Source organism: Sphingobium sp. Cam5-1 (genome assembly GCF_015693305.1).
In the GTDB taxonomy this organism is placed as follows: domain Bacteria; phylum Pseudomonadota; class Alphaproteobacteria; order Sphingomonadales; family Sphingomonadaceae; genus Sphingobium.
This window is the reverse complement of the sequence record NZ_CP065138.1, coordinates 194763-211209: the sequence shown is the minus strand read 5'-3', so window position 1 is coordinate 211209 and position 16447 is coordinate 194763. Positions and strand designations below refer to the sequence as shown.

At 63.3% G+C, this 16447-nt stretch carries 19 protein-coding genes and 1 pseudogene; 13 read left to right on the top strand and 7 right to left on the bottom strand.

The genetic code is table 11. The annotated features are described in order from the left end of the window. Positions 1–55: 55 nt before the first annotated feature. Positions 56–676 carry a hypothetical protein gene (locus IZV00_RS01135; RefSeq protein ID WP_196225411.1) on the top strand — a complete coding sequence of 207 codons (621 nt, stop codon included), beginning with the start codon at positions 56–58 and terminating at the stop codon, positions 674–676. A 171-nt stretch (positions 677–847) separates the two neighbouring features. On the opposite strand, the gene IZV00_RS01130 is transcribed toward IZV00_RS01135, so the two are convergent. Then, positions 848–1663, bottom strand: a complete 816-nt coding sequence (locus IZV00_RS01130; protein ID WP_196225410.1) for an HpcH/HpaI aldolase/citrate lyase family protein — start codon at positions 1661–1663, stop codon at positions 848–850. A gap of 98 nt (positions 1664–1761) precedes the next feature. Here IZV00_RS01130 and IZV00_RS01125 point away from each other — a divergent pair, with 98 nt between their 5' ends. Both IZV00_RS01125 and IZV00_RS01120 read left to right on the top strand, forming a co-directional pair. Next, positions 1762–2733 carry an SPFH domain-containing protein gene (locus IZV00_RS01125; protein ID WP_196225409.1) on the top strand — a complete coding sequence of 324 codons (972 nt, stop codon included), beginning with the start codon at positions 1762–1764 and terminating at the stop codon, positions 2731–2733. Further along, a complete protein-coding gene (locus IZV00_RS01120; RefSeq protein WP_196225408.1) occupies positions 2733–3176 on the top strand; it encodes an NfeD family protein in 444 nt (147 codons plus the stop codon). The genes IZV00_RS01125 and IZV00_RS01120 overlap by 1 nt, the downstream gene beginning before the upstream one ends. Before the next feature lie 421 nt (positions 3177–3597). On the opposite strand, the gene IZV00_RS01115 is transcribed toward IZV00_RS01120, so the two are convergent. The 3 genes from IZV00_RS01115 to IZV00_RS01105 all read right to left on the bottom strand — a co-directional run bounded on the left by IZV00_RS01115 (position 3598) and on the right by IZV00_RS01105 (position 6614). Beyond that, positions 3598–4413 carry a ferredoxin--NADP reductase gene (locus IZV00_RS01115; RefSeq protein ID WP_196225407.1) on the bottom strand — a complete coding sequence of 272 codons (816 nt, stop codon included), beginning with the start codon at positions 4411–4413 and terminating at the stop codon, positions 3598–3600. Positions 4414–4586: 173 nt separating this feature from the next. After that, entirely contained in the window at positions 4587–4898 is a 312-nt protein-coding gene (locus tag IZV00_RS01110; RefSeq protein WP_196225406.1) for a hypothetical protein, read from the bottom strand. A 120-nt stretch (positions 4899–5018) separates the two neighbouring features. Beyond that, positions 5019–6614, bottom strand: a complete 1596-nt coding sequence (locus IZV00_RS01105) for a phosphoenolpyruvate carboxykinase (protein ID WP_196225405.1) — start codon at positions 6612–6614, stop codon at positions 5019–5021. 286 nt (positions 6615–6900) lie between these two features. Between IZV00_RS01105 and IZV00_RS01100 the strand changes: the two genes are divergently transcribed. The 10 genes and pseudogenes from IZV00_RS01100 (at position 6901) to IZV00_RS01055 (ending at position 14969) form a co-directional block, all read left to right on the top strand. Continuing rightward, positions 6901–7605, top strand: coding sequence for a response regulator transcription factor (locus IZV00_RS01100; protein WP_196225404.1), 705 nt, complete (start codon positions 6901–6903; stop codon positions 7603–7605). Then, a complete protein-coding gene (locus IZV00_RS01095; RefSeq protein ID WP_196225403.1) occupies positions 7574–9169 on the top strand; it encodes an ATP-binding protein in 1596 nt (531 codons plus the stop codon). Before IZV00_RS01100 ends, IZV00_RS01095 begins: the two co-directional genes overlap by 32 nt. Before the next feature lie 94 nt (positions 9170–9263). Then, a pseudogene (locus IZV00_RS01090) lies at positions 9264–9697 on the top strand (HPr kinase/phosphorylase). Further along, a complete protein-coding gene (gene rapZ / locus IZV00_RS01085; protein ID WP_196225402.1) occupies positions 9694–10626 on the top strand; it encodes an RNase adapter RapZ in 933 nt (310 codons plus the stop codon). Before IZV00_RS01090 ends, rapZ begins: the two are co-directional and overlap by 4 nt. Before the next feature lie 30 nt (positions 10627–10656). Next, positions 10657–11061: a PTS sugar transporter subunit IIA gene (locus IZV00_RS01080; protein WP_097091003.1), complete on the top strand. Its 405-nt coding sequence runs from the start codon at positions 10657–10659 to the stop codon at positions 11059–11061. Beyond that, entirely contained in the window at positions 11058–11330 is a 273-nt protein-coding gene (locus IZV00_RS01075) for an HPr family phosphocarrier protein (RefSeq protein WP_196225401.1), read from the top strand. Before IZV00_RS01080 ends, IZV00_RS01075 begins: the two co-directional genes overlap by 4 nt. Before the next feature lie 64 nt (positions 11331–11394). Next, complete coding sequence (locus tag IZV00_RS01070) at positions 11395–12195, top strand: TrmH family RNA methyltransferase (RefSeq protein WP_196225400.1); 801 nt, start codon at positions 11395–11397, stop codon at positions 12193–12195. A 115-nt stretch (positions 12196–12310) separates the two neighbouring features. Continuing rightward, positions 12311–13585, top strand: a complete 1275-nt coding sequence (locus IZV00_RS01065; RefSeq protein WP_196225399.1) for an MFS transporter — start codon at positions 12311–12313, stop codon at positions 13583–13585. 207 nt (positions 13586–13792) lie between these two features. Further along, on the top strand, positions 13793–13972 hold the full coding sequence (locus IZV00_RS01060) for a hypothetical protein (RefSeq protein WP_196225398.1): 180 nt from the start codon (positions 13793–13795) through the stop codon (positions 13970–13972). 4 nt (positions 13973–13976) lie between these two features. Continuing rightward, positions 13977–14969: a TerC family protein gene (locus tag IZV00_RS01055; RefSeq protein ID WP_196225397.1), complete on the top strand. Its 993-nt coding sequence runs from the start codon at positions 13977–13979 to the stop codon at positions 14967–14969. A gap of 94 nt (positions 14970–15063) precedes the next feature. Here the strand turns inward: IZV00_RS01055 and rplS are convergent, their stop codons facing one another. The 3 genes from rplS to IZV00_RS01040 are packed head-to-tail and all read right to left on the bottom strand — an operon-like array spanning position 15064 to position 16444. After that, the gene (rplS, locus tag IZV00_RS01050) at positions 15064–15432 is read right to left on the bottom strand and encodes a 50S ribosomal protein L19 (protein ID WP_196225396.1); all 369 of its coding nucleotides are present in this window, start codon (positions 15430–15432) and stop codon (positions 15064–15066) included. 11 nt (positions 15433–15443) lie between these two features. Then, positions 15444–16175: a tRNA (guanosine(37)-N1)-methyltransferase TrmD gene (gene trmD, locus IZV00_RS01045; RefSeq protein ID WP_196225395.1), complete on the bottom strand. Its 732-nt coding sequence runs from the start codon at positions 16173–16175 to the stop codon at positions 15444–15446. Next, positions 16172–16444, bottom strand: coding sequence for a hypothetical protein (locus IZV00_RS01040; protein ID WP_196225394.1), 273 nt, complete (start codon positions 16442–16444; stop codon positions 16172–16174). Before IZV00_RS01040 ends, trmD begins: the two co-directional genes overlap by 4 nt. Positions 16445–16447: the final 3 nt, after the last annotated feature.

The window sequence follows — 16447 nt, the reverse complement described above, 5'->3', positions numbered from 1 at the left end:
CGCTCGACATCGTTGCGACGTTGAAATGTCGGGCCGCCTATGCTTTGGACAGGGCATGAAAAAGCTCAGCCTAGCCGCCCTCCTTTCCGTCCTCCTGCTGGCCGCCTGCGGACGCGCCGAGCCGGTGGAGGATATGCCGAGCCAGGAGGAACTGGCCGCCGCCGCCAACGCCGCCACGGCAAAGGCACTCGCGGAAAGCAAGGCGGAGGCTGCCGAGAACCGCAATTATGTGAATAGCGATCGCGGCTTTTCGGTCAGCTTCCCCGAAGGCTGGGAACAGGATGCCGCCGCGAGCACGCCGGATGGCACGGTCTTTCAGGACCCCGGCGCAGGCGCGGACGTCCGCGTCTTCTGGCAGCGCAGCGGAGAGCAGCAGACGCTCCAGCAGGTCGTCCAGTCGATGAGCAGCGGTTCGGAAGGCGTCGACGGCGACTTTATCGGCGACAATGAATATCGCGGTACGGCCAATGATGGAGAGGGTAACAATGTCGCCGTCCGCCTGCTCCGCCAGCCGGACGGGGGGATTGTCACCGCCACCTTCGTTTACCCGGAGATGCTGAGCGAACAATATCAGCCGATCGCAAAGAAGGTGCTGGATAGCTTGCGTGTTTTTGCGGCGAAGGGGGCAGCGGAGCCCGTAGAGGCGGGCGAGGCGGCCAACGCGGCGGAGCGATAAAGGGACGTCATCTCCCCTCCCGCAGGCGTTCAAACGAGGCACGTGACTCGTTTGAAGGGCCGGGGGTGGGCCTGCGCAATGCCAGATTTACATTTTGAGGTAAGCTCCAAAGCTCGCTTCGCTCGCGCCCACCCCTAACCCCTCCCGCCTGCGGGAGGGGAACAAGATGACTCAACCCATCACCGCCTCAGCCCGAGCAATAAGCGCCCGTGCCTCCTCAACATGCATCCCCTCGATCATGCGCCCCTCAAACCGCTCAGCCCCGCCCGTCGCCGCCTCGATCAAGCGCCGTGCGTCAGCCACCGCCTGCGCATCCGGCCCGAACACCTGGTTGGCGACCGGCACCTGGCTCGGGTGGATCAGCGTCTTGCCGTCAAAACCTAGGGCGTGCCCGGCGGCGCATTCCGCTTCGAAACCCGCTTCATCGTCCAGCCGGTTGAACACGCCATCGAATACCGCGATCCGCGCCGCCCGCGCGCTCAGGATCACGGACTGCAAGGCGAAGCTCAGCCCTTCCCGACCCGCCGAAGGAGGAATGCCAAGGTCCTGTCGCAGATCATTGGTGCCCATGAACAGCCCCGCGGTGCCCTCTTCCGCCGCGATCGACGTGGCGGCAAGAACGCCAGCCGCGCTCTCGATCATGGCGATGACCGGCTTCTGGCAGACGCTGAACACGTCGCGCACCTGCTTGCCGCTTTCGACCTTGGGCAGGATGACATAGTTGGCGGCGGAACGCTTGACCGCGATCATTTCCGGGCCGTGCCACGGCGTCCCTTCGGCATTGATCCGCACGGCGCACAGCCGTTTACCAAAGCCTTCGGCGGCGGCTTCGACCGCGTTGGCACGCGCCTCTTCTTTACGGTCGTCGGGCACGGCATCTTCCAGGTCCAGCATGACCATGTCGCAGGAAAGCGTACGCACCTTGGCAATGGCGCGCTTGTTCGACGCAGGCAGGAACAGCAGCGATCGGGCGTGGCGCAGCAACATGGCAGGTCTCCTTTTCGGGCTGGGCGGCGGCGTGACGGTTTGACTTTCCCCGTTAACGAATCCGCGTCATAGTCAAGCGCTTCTTAAGGGGGAAAAAGATGCTGACGACCTTCGCGCTAACGGTGACTTTCCTGGTGCTCTTCTATCTTGCCGTGAGCGTCAAGGTGGTGCGTCAGGGCTATCAATATACCATAGAACGCTTCGGTCGTTTCACCGAAGTCGCGCGCCCCGGCCTCAATTTCTACCCCGCCTTTTTCTACGCCGTCGGGCGCAAGATCAACATGATGGAGCAGGTGGTCGATATTCCGGGGCAGGAGATCATCACCAAGGATAACGCCATGGTGTCGGTAGACGGCGTCGTCTTCTTTCAGGTGCTCGACGCCGCCAAGGCCGCCTATGAAGTGTCGGAGCTGTACGTCGCGATCATGCAGCTGGCGACCACCAACCTGCGCACCGTCATGGGATCGATGGACCTCGACGAAACCCTGTCCAAGCGCGACGAAATCAACGCCCGCCTGCTCTCTGTGGTCGATCATGCGACCAACGCCTGGGGCATCAAGATCACGCGCGTGGAGCTGAAGGACATCCGCCCGCCCGCCGACATCGTCAACGCCATGGGCCGCCAGATGAAGGCCGAACGCGAAAAGCGAGCCCTGATCCTGGAATCCGAAGGCTTGCGCGCTTCTGAAATCCTGAAAGCCGAGGGGCAGAAGCAAAGCCAGATCCTGGAAGCCGAAGGCCGCCGCGAAGCCGCCTTCCGCGACGCCGAAGCGCGCGAACGCGAGGCCGAGGCGGAGGCCAAGGCGACGCAGATGGTGTCCGAAGCCATCGCGTCGGGCAACGCACAGGCGATCAACTATTTCGTCGCCCAGAAATATGTCGAGGCGGTGAGCCAGTTCGCCACCTCGCCCAATGCCAAGACCATCCTGTTCCCGGTCGAGGCGACGCAGCTCATCGGCACGCTGGGCGGCATTGGCGCGCTCGCCAAGGAAGCGCTGGGCGGTGACGGCGCACCGACCTCGCCCCCTGCTCCGCCCCGCCGCAGCCCCTTCGCGCAGGGTCAGAGCTGATGGACTGGCTCAGCATGCTGGACGATCATTGGGGCTGGCTGGTCTTCGCCGCCCTGCTCGGAGTCGCCGAAGTGATGATCCCCGGCGTGTTCCTGATCTGGGTCGCGCTGGCGGCGGCGGTGACGGGGCTGATCGCGCTGCTGCTGCCGGTGTCCGTGCCGGTGCAATTGCTGATCTTCGCCCTGCTTTGCCTGGTATCGGTCTGGGGCGGCCGTCGCTGGTATGCCGCCAATCCGGTAGATTCGCAGGACCCGCTGCTCAATGATCGGACGGCGAGGCTCATTGGCGAAATCGTGCTGGTGGTCGAAGCCATCGAAGCAGGCCGGGGCCGCGTGAAAGTCGGCGACAGTGTCTGGTCCTGCCGAGGCCCCGACGCGCCAGCGGGGGCCCGGGTACGCGTGGTTGGAGCGGAGGCTTCGGTGCTACAGGTGGAATTGGCCTGAGGCTGGTGACGGCGATTCCCCCTCCCGCAAGCGGGAGGGGGTTAGGGGGTGGGCTGGCGCAACATCTGCCTTGTTATGTGAGGCATAACCCAGAAGATCGCTCCGCTCGCGCCCTGCCCTAGCCCTCCTATAATCGGGAAGGTAATGTGAACGGGTGGGGCGGACATTTATCCTCCCCACGCTTCGCGCAGGGATTTGGAATGACCATAAGTGGTCGTTAGCCGACACTCCCATCCCGTCAAGCCAGCGGAAGCTGGCATCTCAGTCGATGGCGCTCGGCCTAGCCTCACGAGATCCCAGCTTTCGGTGGGATGACGGAAGTGTAGTGATTAAAAATGGCCCTGCGCAGAGGTTCGCCCATATCCAAACAAAAAGGGCCAGCGTCGCCGCCAGCCCCTCTTCTTCGACACTCTCCGCCAGATCAACCGACGAAGGCGCGCTCAATCACGAAAGCCCCCGGTGCCGCATTGGAACCCTCGACAAAGCCCTCACCCTCAAAGAACGCCGCGAACTGCTTGATCATCTCCATGCTGCCGCACATCATCACGCGGTCAGTTTCGGGGTTGAACTTCTTGTCGCCCGAGATGCCTTCGAACAGCGCCCCGCTCTCGACCAGCTTGTCGATGCGCACATTGTTGCGGAATGGTTCGCGCGTGACGGTCGGCACATAATGGAACTGGTTAGCGGCCTGCTCCGACACCAACGGGTCTTCCGCGAGTTTGGCCGTCAGCTCGTCATGGAAGGCAAGGTCGCTGACCCGGCGCACCGAATGGACGACGACGACCTCTTCGTAAAACTCATAAACGTCCGGATCGCGCGCCAGGCTGAGGAAAGGCGCAAGCCCCGTCCCGGTCGACAGCATGAACAGCCGCTTGCCCGGCAACAGCGCGTCGGTCACCAGCGTGCCGGTTGGCTTGCGGCCGAGATAGATCTGGTCCCCCGGCTGGATCAGCTGCAACTTGGAGGTCAGCGGCCCGTCCTGCACCTTGATCGACAGGAATTCCAGTTCCTCGTCCCAGGCCGGGCTGGCCACGGAGTAAGCGCGCAGCAGCGGCTTGCCATTGTCGCCCTGCAGCCCGATCATCACGAACTCGCCCGAGCGGAAGCGGAAGCTTGCCGGGCGGCTGATGCGGAAGCTGAACAGATGCTCGTTCCAATGCCGCACCGACAGCACGGTTTCGACAGTCAGGGCGCCGGTCGGCTCCAGTACCGGCTTTTCGATCGTCACGTCGCTCAAAACCTTGTCTCCTGCCAAATCCACTTGGCCAACGCCCGGTCAGGACGCCAGTTGCGTGGCTTTCGCAATAAGTGATGGCGGCGCGAATGCCTTTTCGGCCCCGTTAAGGCAAGGTGAAAAAACTTTCATGGCCGATAGCTGACGATCATCCCCCGCCAGCTTCAGCCGGATTTTCAGCCGAACAGCCCCTTGGCCAGCCTGCTGAGTTCGCCGATCGGGCTGCCGTCGCCATCGCTGTCGAACAGGCCGCCCAGCTTGCCCAGAATCGCCTCGGGGCCGCCGAACTGCGCGAACAGTTCCTGCAACTTGTCCGCCGACACGCCATGTTCCGCCGCAGTGGTGGCGAGCGCCGCGACATCGGTTTCGCCAGCAGCGATCTTGCCGCCAATCTCGGTCATCAGCGCCTGCATCTGCTCGGCCGAAAGCCCCAGCTTCGCCGCCACTGCTTCCAATCCGCCCACGCTGTTTATCAGTTGGTCAAACATCGCCTTAATCCCGTTATATTGGGCACCAGAATAGCACCGCATGCCGCCGCCCGAAAGCAAAAGAGCCGGAAGCATTGCCCCCGGCTCTTTTCAACCTTTGGAAGCGGGCAGCCCCGCCTGTCAGGCCGCCGTCAGCGCAGCCTGCCGTACCGAAGCATCGACATGATCTTCGAACTGGGCGAAATTATCGACGAACTGCTTCACCAGCTTGCCCGCCGTCTCGTCATAGGCGGCCTTGTCGGCCCATGTCGCACGCGGATCGAGAATGGTCGCATCAACGCCCGGCACCGCGACCGGCACCTCAAACCCGAAATTGGGATCGATCCGGAACTCGACATCATTGAGGCTGCCGTCCAGCGCCGCGTTCAGCAGGGCGCGCGTCACCTTGATCGGCATACGCTTGCCAACGCCATATTTGCCGCCGGTCCAGCCGGTGTTGACCAGCCAGCAGGTGACGCCACCCTTGTTGATCCGGTCCTTGAGCAGATTGCCGTAGATCGAAGGGTGACGCGGCATGAACGGCGCACCAAAGCAGGTGGAGAAGGTCGCCGAAGGCTCGGTCACGCCGATTTCCGTACCCGCCACGCGCGCGGTGTAGCCCGACAGGAAGTGATACATCGCCTGATCCGGGGTCAACCGCGCGATCGGCGGCAGAACGCCATAGGCGTCGGCGGTCAGGAAGATGATGTTCTTGGGCACCGGACCCAGATTCTTCTCCGACGCATTCGGGATGAAGTCGATCGGATAGGAACCACGGCTGTTTTCGGCCAGGCTGTTGTCGTCGAGGTCGATTTCCCGCGTATGCTCGTGGATCACGACATTTTCGAGCACCGTGCCGAAACGCTTGGTGGTGGCGAAGATCTCCGGCTCGGCGTCGGCCGACAGGTTGATCATCTTGGCATAGCAGCCGCCTTCGAAATTGAAGACCGCCGTGTCCGACCAGCCATGCTCATCATCGCCGATCAGCGTGCGGCTGGCGTCGGCCGACAGCGTCGTCTTGCCGGTGCCCGACAGGCCGAAGAAGACAGCCGTGTCGCCGTCCGGGCCGATATTGGCCGAACAGTGCATGGGCATCACGCCCTTGGTCGGCAGCAGATAGTTGAGGATGCCGAAGACCGACTTCTTCATTTCGCCAGCATATTTGGTGCCGCCGATCAGGATCAGCTTTTCGGTGAAATTGACCGCGATCACCGTTTCGCTGCGCGAGCCATGGCGGGCCGGATCAGCCTGGAAAGTGGGCAGGTCGATGATGGTATATTCAGGCGCGAAGGCGCTCAGTTCTTCGTGGCCGGGACGAACCAGCAGCGTGCGGATGAACAGATTGTGCCAGGCAAGTTCGTTGATGACGCGGACGTTGACGCGATGCTCAGGCTGCGAACCGCCGAACAGATCGGCGACGTAGAGCTTGTCCTTCTCGCCCAGCGCCTTGAAGAAATCTTCCTTCAGCGCGGCGAAATGCTCCGGCGTCATGGGAACGTTGGTCTTGCCCCACCATACGGTGGATTCGGTCTCGGCGTCCTTGACGATGAACTTGTCGTTGGCCGAACGGCCGGTGTGCTTGCCGGTCTTCACGACCAGCGGGCCGTCCTTGGACAGGATGCCCTCACCATTGGCGATGGCGGCTTCGACGAGCGGCGCGGTGCCGAGATTCCAATGTTGTTCAGCGGTCGTGGAAATGCCCTGATGATCCAGGGTGATTGAGGATTTGGCCTGCACGCCTTAGCTCCTGATGTGATTACTCCGGCTCGCCAACAACGAACGCTTGCGACCGATCCGCTCCCAGCGCCGCTCTCCCTTGTGGGCGGCGACATTCCTGCAGATGAGAGGCCCAATAAGCCTTTGCACCCCCAGCGTCAAATCCCGCCAGCAAGCCGTTTGTCCCAGATTAAGGGACAAAAACCGCATAATCGCCCGCCTACCCCTTTCTTGCGAGCGGGACGGGCATCGTCTAACGCTGGACAAGAAGGCCTGAGCAGAGCGGCCAAGATCTTTGGGAAGAAGCATGACTCCAACCATCGCCCTTGTGGATGATGACAAGAATATCCTGACTTCCGTGTCCATCGCGCTGCAGGCCGAAGGCTTTCTGACGCGCCTCTATTCGGACCCGGAGGCGGCGCTGAAGGCGCTGCTCGACAATCCGGCCGACCTTGCCGTGTTCGACATCAAGATGCCGGGCATGGACGGCCTGGAACTGCTCCGGCGGCTGCGTGAAAAAAGCCAGATGCCGGTGATCTTCCTGACATCCAAGACCGATGAGCTGGACGAAGCCCTTGGCCTTGCCATGGGCGCGGACGATTATATCGCAAAGCCCTTTTCGCAGCGCCTGCTGATCGCCCGCATCCGCGCCATCCTGCGCCGGGCGGAGGTGGGCCGGTTGGCCGACGCCAGTGACGAGCCCGCAGCCGACCCGATCATACGCGGACGGCTTGAAATGGACCCCGCCCGCCATCGCGTCAAATGGATGGGCCAGGACGTTACGCTGACCGTTACCGAATTCCTGATCCTCGAAACGCTTGCGGCGCGCCCCGGCGTCGTCAAGAATCGCAACCAGTTGATGGATGCTGCGTATCAGGATGACGTTTATGTCGACGACCGCACCATCGACAGCCACATCAAGCGGCTCCGCCGCAAATTCCGCGAGGCCGATCCTGAATTCAACGCAATCGATACGCTCTATGGCGCCGGATACCGATTCTCCGAAGAGTGATCCGCGGGACGGCGGGTTGCGTTGGTCGGGCCGGATCAGCCTGACGCCGCGCATCCTGGCGGTCAACGTGTTCGCGCTGGCTTTGCTGGCGGGCGGCTTCTTCTATCTGGACAGCTATCGCACCCGCATCGTGGACGCGCGCCTCGACCAGTCCGCGCGCGAGTTGAAGCTGCTGGCGATCGGCCTGGAGACGGCACCGGCCGAACGGCACAATGCGCTGATCGCCGCCTATGCCCGGCAGACACGCGATCGCGTTCGCCGCTATGGCCCGGACGGACGGCTGATCGCCGACAGCTTTGCGATGGATGCTCCTCGTTATCGGCTAACCCTGCCGTCGGAAGAAGGGTGGCGGCGCCATGTCGCGCGTTTTCTGGACAAGGCGGTGGACCGCGTCGTCTTCGCCGACCGACCGCCCAATTTCGAAGAGCCTGCCATCGATCGCGCCGATGCCTGGCCGGAGCTGCTGCTCGCCCGCAAGACAGGCCAGCCGCAGGCGATGAACCGCTATGCGCCAGATCGCACCTTCATGATCTCGGCCGCAACGGGCTTGAAGGACGGCGGCAGCCTCCTCGCGACCGAAAATGCCCGGGACATCACCCGGACGGTGCGCGCCGAACGGCTTAGGCTGGGCATTGTGATCGCCACGGCCGTGCTGGCTTCGGTTCTGCTGTCGTTGTTCCTCGCCCGGACCATCGTCCAGCCGCTGCAACGCCTGGCCCGCGCCGCCGTACGAGTCCGCCTGGGCCGCGCGCGGGAGGTCACCGTGCCCCGCCTGCCCGAACGACGCGACGAAATCGGCATGCTCGCTCGCGCGCTCTCCGACATGAGCCACGCGCTGCGCCAGCGGATCGATGCCACCGACGCCTTTGCCGCCGATGTCAGCCATGAACTGAAAAACCCCATCGCCTCGCTCCGCTCCGCCCTCGACGCGCTGGAACGGATCGACAAGCCGGAACTGCGCGATCAGCTGATGGCGATTGCCCAGGACGACGTGCGGCGACTGGACCGGCTCGTCACCGACATTGCCGAAGCGTCGCGTATCGATGCCCAGCTGTCGCGCACGCGCTTCGAGCCAATCGACCTCGGCCTGCTGATCGAGCGCATGGTGGTCGCGCGTGAGACACGGGGCGTTCCGCGCGGCGTCCGCCTCGCCTTCGCCCGCCCGCGCAAGGATGTCGCCGTCGTGCTCGGCGAAGAGCAGCGCCTGCTCCGCGTGCTCGACAATCTGATCGACAACGCCATCTCCTTCTCACCCGACGGCGGGCTGGTTCAGATCGTCGCAACCGTCGCCGATCATGAAGTGCTGGTGAGCGTCGAGGATGAAGGCCCCGGCGTGCCCGAGTCCCAGCGCGAGCATGTCTTCCGCCGCTTTCACAGCGTTCGCCCGGAAATGGAGAGCTTCGGCAAGCATTCGGGCCTGGGCCTCGCCATCGCCCGGTCTATCGTGGAAGGGCATCAGGGCAAGATCAGCATTGCCGACCGCGAAGATAATCAGCAGGGCGCCTGTTTCATGCTGCGCCTGCCCATGGGCGTGGAACGCGACCCCGGCATTGTCTCGGAATAGGACGGCCGCTCGAAGGTTTTTGACCTTTGCATGAATTCTTTGCGTCAATTCGATTCACACGCACCGTCGCAAGGTCTAGGATGCGTTCAGGGACATGGCGGCGCAAGACTCAACCGAAACAATGCATGCGACAAGCGTCGCGATAGACGGGCGGGCCGTGCTGATCTGCGGCGCGAGCGGCGCGGGCAAATCGGATCTCGCCCTACGCCTGATCGACCGTGGCGCCATGCTCATCAGCGACGACTACACCATCGTGCGGTCCAGCGGGGGCAGCTGGAGGCGTCTGCGCCAGCCACGATCGCCGGAATGATGGAGGTGCGCGGCGTCGGAGTCGTGGACCTGCCGTCGATCGACGGGGCGCGGTTGGCGTTGATCATCGACCTGTCGCAGGACATTGATCGCATGCCGGGCGACCCCGAAGAATGGCTCGTCGCCGGTGTCCCCCTGCCGGTGGTTAAGGTTTCCCCCTTTGAAGCATCGGCGCCGATCAAGGTCGAACTTGCGCTCAAGACGATGGGGCTGGCGTGACCGCACGGACGCCCAAGACCATCCTGCTGGTGTCCGGCCTTTCCGGCGCGGGCAAGACGACGGCGCTCAAGACGCTGGAGGACATGGGTTGGGAAGTCGTGGACAACCTTCCCCTCCTCCTGCTGGAGCGGCTGCTCGACACGCCCGTGCCCGCCGGTCACGAGGAACTGGATGACCGTCCACTGGCGCTCGGCATCGACGCGCGCACCCGTGGGTTCGACGCGCACACGATCGTTCAGCGCATAAAGGCCCTGCGAACGCGCCGGGGCCATGACGTCGAGACGCTCTTTCTCGACTGTTCCGACATGGAACTGGAGCGCCGCTTTGCCGAGACACGGCGCCGTCACCCGCTGGCTTCGGATCGCCCGGCGACCCACGGCCTCGCCCGCGAACGGGAGCTGACCGACCCGCTGCGCCGCTGGGCCAGCCATGTCATCGATACGACCAGCCTGACCAGCAACGCGCTGCAACAGGAAATCCGCAACCGCTTTTCGCGCGACGGCCTGTCCGCCCCGGTGCTGACGATCATGTCCTTCGGCTTTTCGCGCGGCGTCCCCCTGAACGCGGATTTGGTCTTCGACATGCGCTTCCTGCGCAATCCGCATTGGGAAGCGGAACTGAAGCCCAAGACCGGGCTGGACCCCGATGTCGCCGCCTATATCATCGAAGATCCCGCCTATGAGGACGCCGTGCGCCGCATAGAGGAACTGCTGGCGCTGCTCTTGCCCCGCTATCAGGAAAGCGGCAAATCCTATGTGACTGTCGCCTTCGGATGTACCGGGGGACGGCACCGTTCAGTCCATGTTGCCGAACGGGTCGCCAAATACTTGCAAGAGGCGGGCTTTTCGCCCACGGTCTCGCACCGCAATATGGAATCAGCGCCCCAGGACAGTCTGGAGAAGCGCGAACCGGGAGGCCCGAAAGCTTAAATCATGAAACAATGTGGGCCGAGTAGGTAGATGATAGGACTTGTTCTCGTCACTCATGGGTCACTGGCGACGGAATTTGTCGTCGCGATGGAGCATGTGGTCGGTCCGCAGCAGCAGATCGCGACCATCTGCATCGGCCCGGAGGACGACATGGAAGTGCGCCGCGCCGACATCGCATCGGCGGTGGAGCGGGTGAATGACGGGTCTGGCGTCATACTCCTCACCGACCTGTTCGGCGGCACCCCGTCCAACCTTGCCATATCGCTGCTAAAGGCGGGCGAGATCGAGGTTATCGCGGGCATCAACCTGCCCATGCTCATCCGCCTGGAAAGCGCGCGCAAGGTCATGGACGTGCGCCAGGCCGTCGCCGCCGCGCGCGAAGCAGGCCAAAAATATATCAGCGTCGCATCCGAATTGTTGGGCAGCACCACATGAGCGAAATCACCAGGCAAGTCCTGATCAGCAACAAGCGCGGCCTCCACGCGCGCGCCAGCGCCAAGTTCGTGACGCTGGCCAGCGGCCTTCCCGCCCAGATCACCGTGCGCAAGGATGGCAGCGAGGTGACCGGCACGTCGATCATGGGCCTCATGATGTTGGGCGCGGCGTTGGGCGATTCCATTACCATCAGCGCCAAGGGGCCCGATGCCGAGGAATCGCTCGGCAAGTTGGTGACGCTGGTCGAAGACAAATTCGGCGAAGAATAGCTCTTCCGCGCTCCGCCCGGGCCCGATAGAGAGGCCGCCTCATCCCAGGAGCAGAGCAGGCGCAGTGGCACGCGAGATCACCGGATTTTCCAACCCGCTGGTGAAGCGCGTCCGCTCCTTGCGCGAAAAGAAGTTCCGCAAGGCCGAAGGGCTGTTCCTGGCCGAGGGCTTGCGCATACTCACCGAGGCGCGCGAGGAAGGCGTGCTGCCGGAAATGCTGTTCCACGCCGGGTCCACCCACCCGCTCGCGGCAGACCTGATCGCGGCGATGGAGGCATCAGGCGGCGATGTCATCGAAACCACGCCGGACATTCTCTCCAAGATTTCCGGCAAGGATAACGCCCAGGCTGTCGTCGGCGTCTATCGCGACCGGCTCACCCCGCTGGAAAAGCTCGACCGCAGCAAGGCGGACATCTGGATCGTCGCCCAGTCGCTGCGCGATCCCGGCAATCTTGGCACCATATTGCGCACCGGCGACGCGGTGGGCGCTGGCGGCCTCATCCTGATCGACGATTGCGTCGATCCCTTTTCCGTTGAGTCCGTTCGCGCGTCGATGGGCGCGCTCTTCACCCAATCCATCACTCAGGCGCGCTGGGGCGAATTCTTGGCGTGGCTGCGGCAGGGGCCGGGCGAACTCATCGGCACAAGTCTCAAAGCCACGCAGGATTATCAGGAACCGCGCTATGCCAGCCCGGCCTTCCTGCTCGTCGGCAACGAGGCGCAGGGCCTCCCCGAATCCTATGAGGCCGAGTGCGACCAGCTGGTAAAAATGCCGATGCTGGGCAAGGCCGACAGCCTCAACGCCGCCGTCGCCTGCGCGGTGATGGCTTACGAACTGCTGAACCAGAAACGGGCACGTCGTTAGAAGCTCCAGCTAACCCCTCCCCGTTCGGGCTGAGCCTGTCGAAGCCCTTTCCTTTCTTGCGTCGGGACGGTCGAGGAAAAATGCTGAAAGAGAATACAGGGGGACAGACGGACATATGGCAAGCGAAGGAATCGGCGCAATGCTGCGCCACAAGCGGGTGCTGGCAGCCAGCCTGATCGGCACGGCGGTCGAATTTTACGACTTCTACATCTACGCCACCGCCGCCAGCCTCGTGTTCGGCCCGCTCTTCTTCCCCGCCTCCTCCCCTTCGGCCCAGCTTCTCGCCGCCTATGGCAGCCTCGCCCTCGCCTTCTTCGCCCGGCCCCTGGGTGCAGCCGTGTTCGGCCATTATGGCGACCGCATCGGCCGCAAGGCGACGCTCGTCACCTCGCTCATGCTGATGGGCGGATCGACGCTCGCCATCGGTTTCCTGCCGACCTACCAGATGATCGGCTGGTGGGCGCCGCTGATCCTGTGCATCCTGCGCTTCGGTCAGGGCTTCGGCCTGGGCGGAGAATGGGGCGGCGCGGCGCTGCTGGCGGTGGAAAACGCCCCGCCCGGATGGCGCGCCCGCTTCGGCATGTTTCCGCAGCTGGGCGCACCCGTCGGCTTCCTCGCCGCCAACGGCCTGTTCCTGATCCTGGGCATGTTCCTGACGGACAAGGATTTCTTCGCCTGGGGCTGGCGCCTGCCCTTCCTTGGCAGCGCGGTGCTGGTGTTCCTTGGCCTCTGGGTCCGGCTGAAACTCACCGAAACGCCAGAGTTCGCCGCCGCGCAAGCCGAAGCACCGCCGCCCGCACTCCCCCTCGCGACGCTCCTCTCCAACCATCTGGGCGCAGCCATCGCAGGCACCTTCGCCGTCGTCGCCTGCTTCGCCGTCTATTATATCGCGACCGCCTTCGCGCTCGGCTACGGCACCACCACCCTCAAGATCGATCGCGAAACCTTCCTGGCGATCCAGCTCGGCGCGATCCTGTTCATGGGCTTAAGCATCGTCATCGCCGGATGGTGGGCGGATAAGACCAGCCCCACCCGTGTACTCGTCGCAGGCTGCATCGGCACCGTCCTCATGGGGATCATCTTCGGCCCCGCCATGGGCACCGGACAATTGCTGCCGATCTTCCTGATCCTCAGCCTCGCCCTATTCCTGATGGGCTTCGTCTACGGGCCGCTGGGCGCCTATCTGCCCCACCTCTTCCCGGTCCAGCTACGCTACACGGGCGCCTCCTTCTCCTTCAACCTCGGCGGCATCATCGGCGGTGCGCTCGCCCCTATCGTCGCGACCTGGCTGATCCAGGTGCAGGGCGTGGCGCTCGTCGGCCTCTATATGTCGGCGGCGGCAGCGATCAGCCTGGGCGGGCTGTGGTTTACGAGCCGACAACCGGCCTGATCGTGGCACGGCAGCACTAAGGCTACCCCGCCGGACTTGCGCCCCGCGCGGGAACCGGTTATCCCCATCTCTGCGGACCGGGCCCCTCTGGCGCTGCTTCTCCCCAGAAGCGACGTGATGTCGGACCGCATCGGGTGACACCGGTGCAGGTTCCTTATCCCTCCCTGTCATCCGATCGAGCGAAACGCACGAAAGAGGATGGCACATATGAAGCCTTTCACCTTTATTCTCATGCTTCTGGCGCAGCGCGTCGATGACCAGTTGCGGATGGAGCGGCTGCGCTCAGCACCTGATCCCCGCCGCATCGAAAGGCTGTTGCAGCGCAGGGATCAACTGAACGCCCGCCTGCGCCGGTCGATAGCGCGCCCTGCCTGGAACGGGAGCTGACGCCATGGATTTCCTATCGCTGGCCTGGCTCGATACGCCACTCTGGATGTGGCTGTCCTTCCTTAGCATCGTGATCGCCCTGCTGGCGCTGGACCTCGGCGTCCTGCACCGGCGCGAACGCGAGATTGGCGTGCGCGAAAGCCTTACCCTTTCCGCCTTCTACATCCTTCTCGGCCTGGGGTTTGGTGCCTGGATATGGTGGCAGATGGGCGCGACGGCGGGCCTCAATTACGTCACCGGCTTTGTCGTCGAAAAAAGCCTGGCGATGGACAATGTCTTCGTCATCGCGATGATATTCACCTATTTCGGCATACCGCGTCTCTATCAGCATCGGGTGCTCTTCTGGGGCATATTGGGCGTCATCCTGTTGCGCGCGGTGATGATCGGCTTCGGCGCGGCGGCGGTGCAGCAATGGGGTTGGCTGCTCTATTTCTTCGCCGCCTTCCTGATCGCGACCGGCATCAAGATGTGGATGACCGCGGAGAAGGACTATGACGTCGGCGCGTCGCCGGTGCTGCGCTGGGTCAAGCGCCGCATGAGGGTGACCGACACTCTGCATGGTCGGCATTTCTGGGTGAGACAGACCGATCCCCGAACCGGAAAGATGGCTCTGTTCTTCACGCCGCTGTTCCTGGCGCTGGTCATGATCGAATTTGTCGATGTGGTGTTCGCGGTCGATTCGGTGCCGGCGATCTTCGCGATCACAACGGACCCGTTCATCGTCTACACGTCCAACATCTTCGCGATCCTTGGCCTGCGCGCGCTCTATTTCGCCCTGGCCGCGATGGTGGAGCGTTTCCACTATCTCAAATATGCGCTCAGCCTGCTGCTGATCTTCATTGGATCGAAGATATTTGTCGCCGACGCGTTGGGGCTGGCCAAAATCCCGCCGCCGGTCTCGCTGGCCGTCACCTTTGCCATTCTGGCAGGCGGCGTGGGCTGGTCATTGTGGAAGACGCGACCAGAAAAGGCGGCGCTTCCTGCCAAAGTCCAATAGGATCTGACCGGGTCAATCGGCCCCATAAGCAAACAGGCGGCGCTCTTTCGAGCGCCGCCTGTTCAACATAGCGACCCTAAAGCCGAGAGGATGATCAGTCCTCGGTGCGGACGTCGCGGCGCTCGGCGATGCGAGCGCGCTTGCCGGTGCGGCCACGCAGATAATAGAGCTTCGCACGACGCACGACGCCACGACGCACGACGGTGATCGAATCGAGGTTGGGCGAATAGAGCGGGAACACACGCTCCACGCCTTCACCGAACGAAATCTTGCGCACGGTGAAGTTGCTGCCCATGCCCTTGTTCGAGCGGGCGATGCACACGCCTTCATAGTTCTGGACGCGGCTGCGGTCGCCTTCGACGACCTTCACACCGACGCGCAGCGTGTCGCCGGGGCGGAATTCCGGGATATCCTTGGCGAGGGCCGCGATGTTTTCGGCCTCGATCTGCTGGATCAAGTTCATGACTTAAAGTCCTACCTTTTGCGTTGCGCACCAGAGGGCGGCTGGTCCCGAACGCCGATATGACGTTCCCAAAGGTCCGGCCGCCTTAGCCGTGTGTCATCTTCCGCCCTTTGTTTCCGCCAGGCGGCGATTTTCGCATGATCCCCCGATCGCAACACTTCAGGGATCGCGCGCCCTTCCCACAAAGCGGGTCGGGTATAGTGCGGATATTCGAGAAGGCCGCTTTCGAAGCTCTCTTCATCCCCACTGGAAGCCGCGCCCATTACTCCGGGAAGCAGCCGAATGCAAGCATCGAGCAGCATCAGCGCACCCATCTCGCCGCCGGACAAAATGATGTCGCCCATGCTGATCTGCTCAACCGGCCGCGCCTCGAAGATACGCTCGTCAAAGCCCTCGAACCGTCCGCACAATATCGTCGCGCCCGGCCCCGCCGCCAGTTCGCGCACGCGTGTTTGGGTGATCGGCTTACCGCGCGGCGTCATGGCGATCACCGGCAGGTCCGGCCCCTGTTCCAGCGCGTGATCGATAGCCAGCCCCAATATGTCGGCGCGCAGCACCATCCCCGCGCCACCGCCCGCAGGCGTGTCGTCAACGGTGCGGTGCTTGTCGGTCGCAAAATCGCGGATATGGATCGGATCGCACGACCATTTCCCTTCCGCCAGAGCGCGCCCGGCCAGCGACACGCCCAACGGTCCCGGAAACATCTCCGGATAAAGCGTCAATATCTGCGTCCGAAAACTCACGCCTTGCGCTTGCGCAGCCACGCCGCGGACATGCCCCCCAGCAACGACACGGTGCCGCCTGCCATCAGGGCAACACCGATAGCACGCAGCAGATCGGCAAAGGGCCGCTCCGGGTTCATCAAAGCGGGCAGGAGAAATAGCAGGGGAATAGGGATGACCAGCGCCACCGCCGCGCCAATCTTCAACGCGCGCTTCCATGGCATGGTGAACAAGCGCCACCCTGCGGCGATCATCATCAGCAGATAGAGGGCGGTAAGGATTTGGGGCATCAG

Bases quoted from the DNA above. Each gene is read 5' to 3' on its own strand.
- IZV00_RS01135 (WP_196225411.1), top strand. From the start codon at position 56: ATGAAAAAGCTCAGCCTAGCCGCCCTCCTTTCCGTCCTCCTGCTGGCC.
- IZV00_RS01130 (WP_196225410.1), bottom strand. From the start codon at position 1,663: ATGTTGCTGCGCCACGCCCGATCGCTGCTGTTCCTGCCTGCGTCGAAC.
- IZV00_RS01125 (WP_196225409.1), top strand. From the start codon at position 1,762: ATGCTGACGACCTTCGCGCTAACGGTGACTTTCCTGGTGCTCTTCTAT.
- IZV00_RS01120 (WP_196225408.1), top strand. From the start codon at position 2,733: ATGGACTGGCTCAGCATGCTGGACGATCATTGGGGCTGGCTGGTCTTC.
- IZV00_RS01110 (WP_196225406.1), bottom strand. From the start codon at position 4,898: ATGTTTGACCAACTGATAAACAGCGTGGGCGGATTGGAAGCAGTGGCG.
- IZV00_RS01100 (WP_196225404.1), top strand. From the start codon at position 6,901: ATGACTCCAACCATCGCCCTTGTGGATGATGACAAGAATATCCTGACT.
- IZV00_RS01095 (WP_196225403.1), top strand. From the start codon at position 7,574: ATGGCGCCGGATACCGATTCTCCGAAGAGTGATCCGCGGGACGGCGGG.
- IZV00_RS01080 (WP_097091003.1), top strand. From the start codon at position 10,657: ATGATAGGACTTGTTCTCGTCACTCATGGGTCACTGGCGACGGAATTT.
- IZV00_RS01075 (WP_196225401.1), top strand. From the start codon at position 11,058: ATGAGCGAAATCACCAGGCAAGTCCTGATCAGCAACAAGCGCGGCCTC.
- IZV00_RS01065 (WP_196225399.1), top strand. From the start codon at position 12,311: ATGGCAAGCGAAGGAATCGGCGCAATGCTGCGCCACAAGCGGGTGCTG.
- IZV00_RS01060 (WP_196225398.1), top strand. From the start codon at position 13,793: ATGAAGCCTTTCACCTTTATTCTCATGCTTCTGGCGCAGCGCGTCGAT.
- IZV00_RS01055 (WP_196225397.1), top strand. From the start codon at position 13,977: ATGGATTTCCTATCGCTGGCCTGGCTCGATACGCCACTCTGGATGTGG.
- rplS (WP_196225396.1), bottom strand. From the start codon at position 15,432: ATGAACTTGATCCAGCAGATCGAGGCCGAAAACATCGCGGCCCTCGCC.
- IZV00_RS01040 (WP_196225394.1), bottom strand. From the start codon at position 16,444: ATGCCCCAAATCCTTACCGCCCTCTATCTGCTGATGATGATCGCCGCA.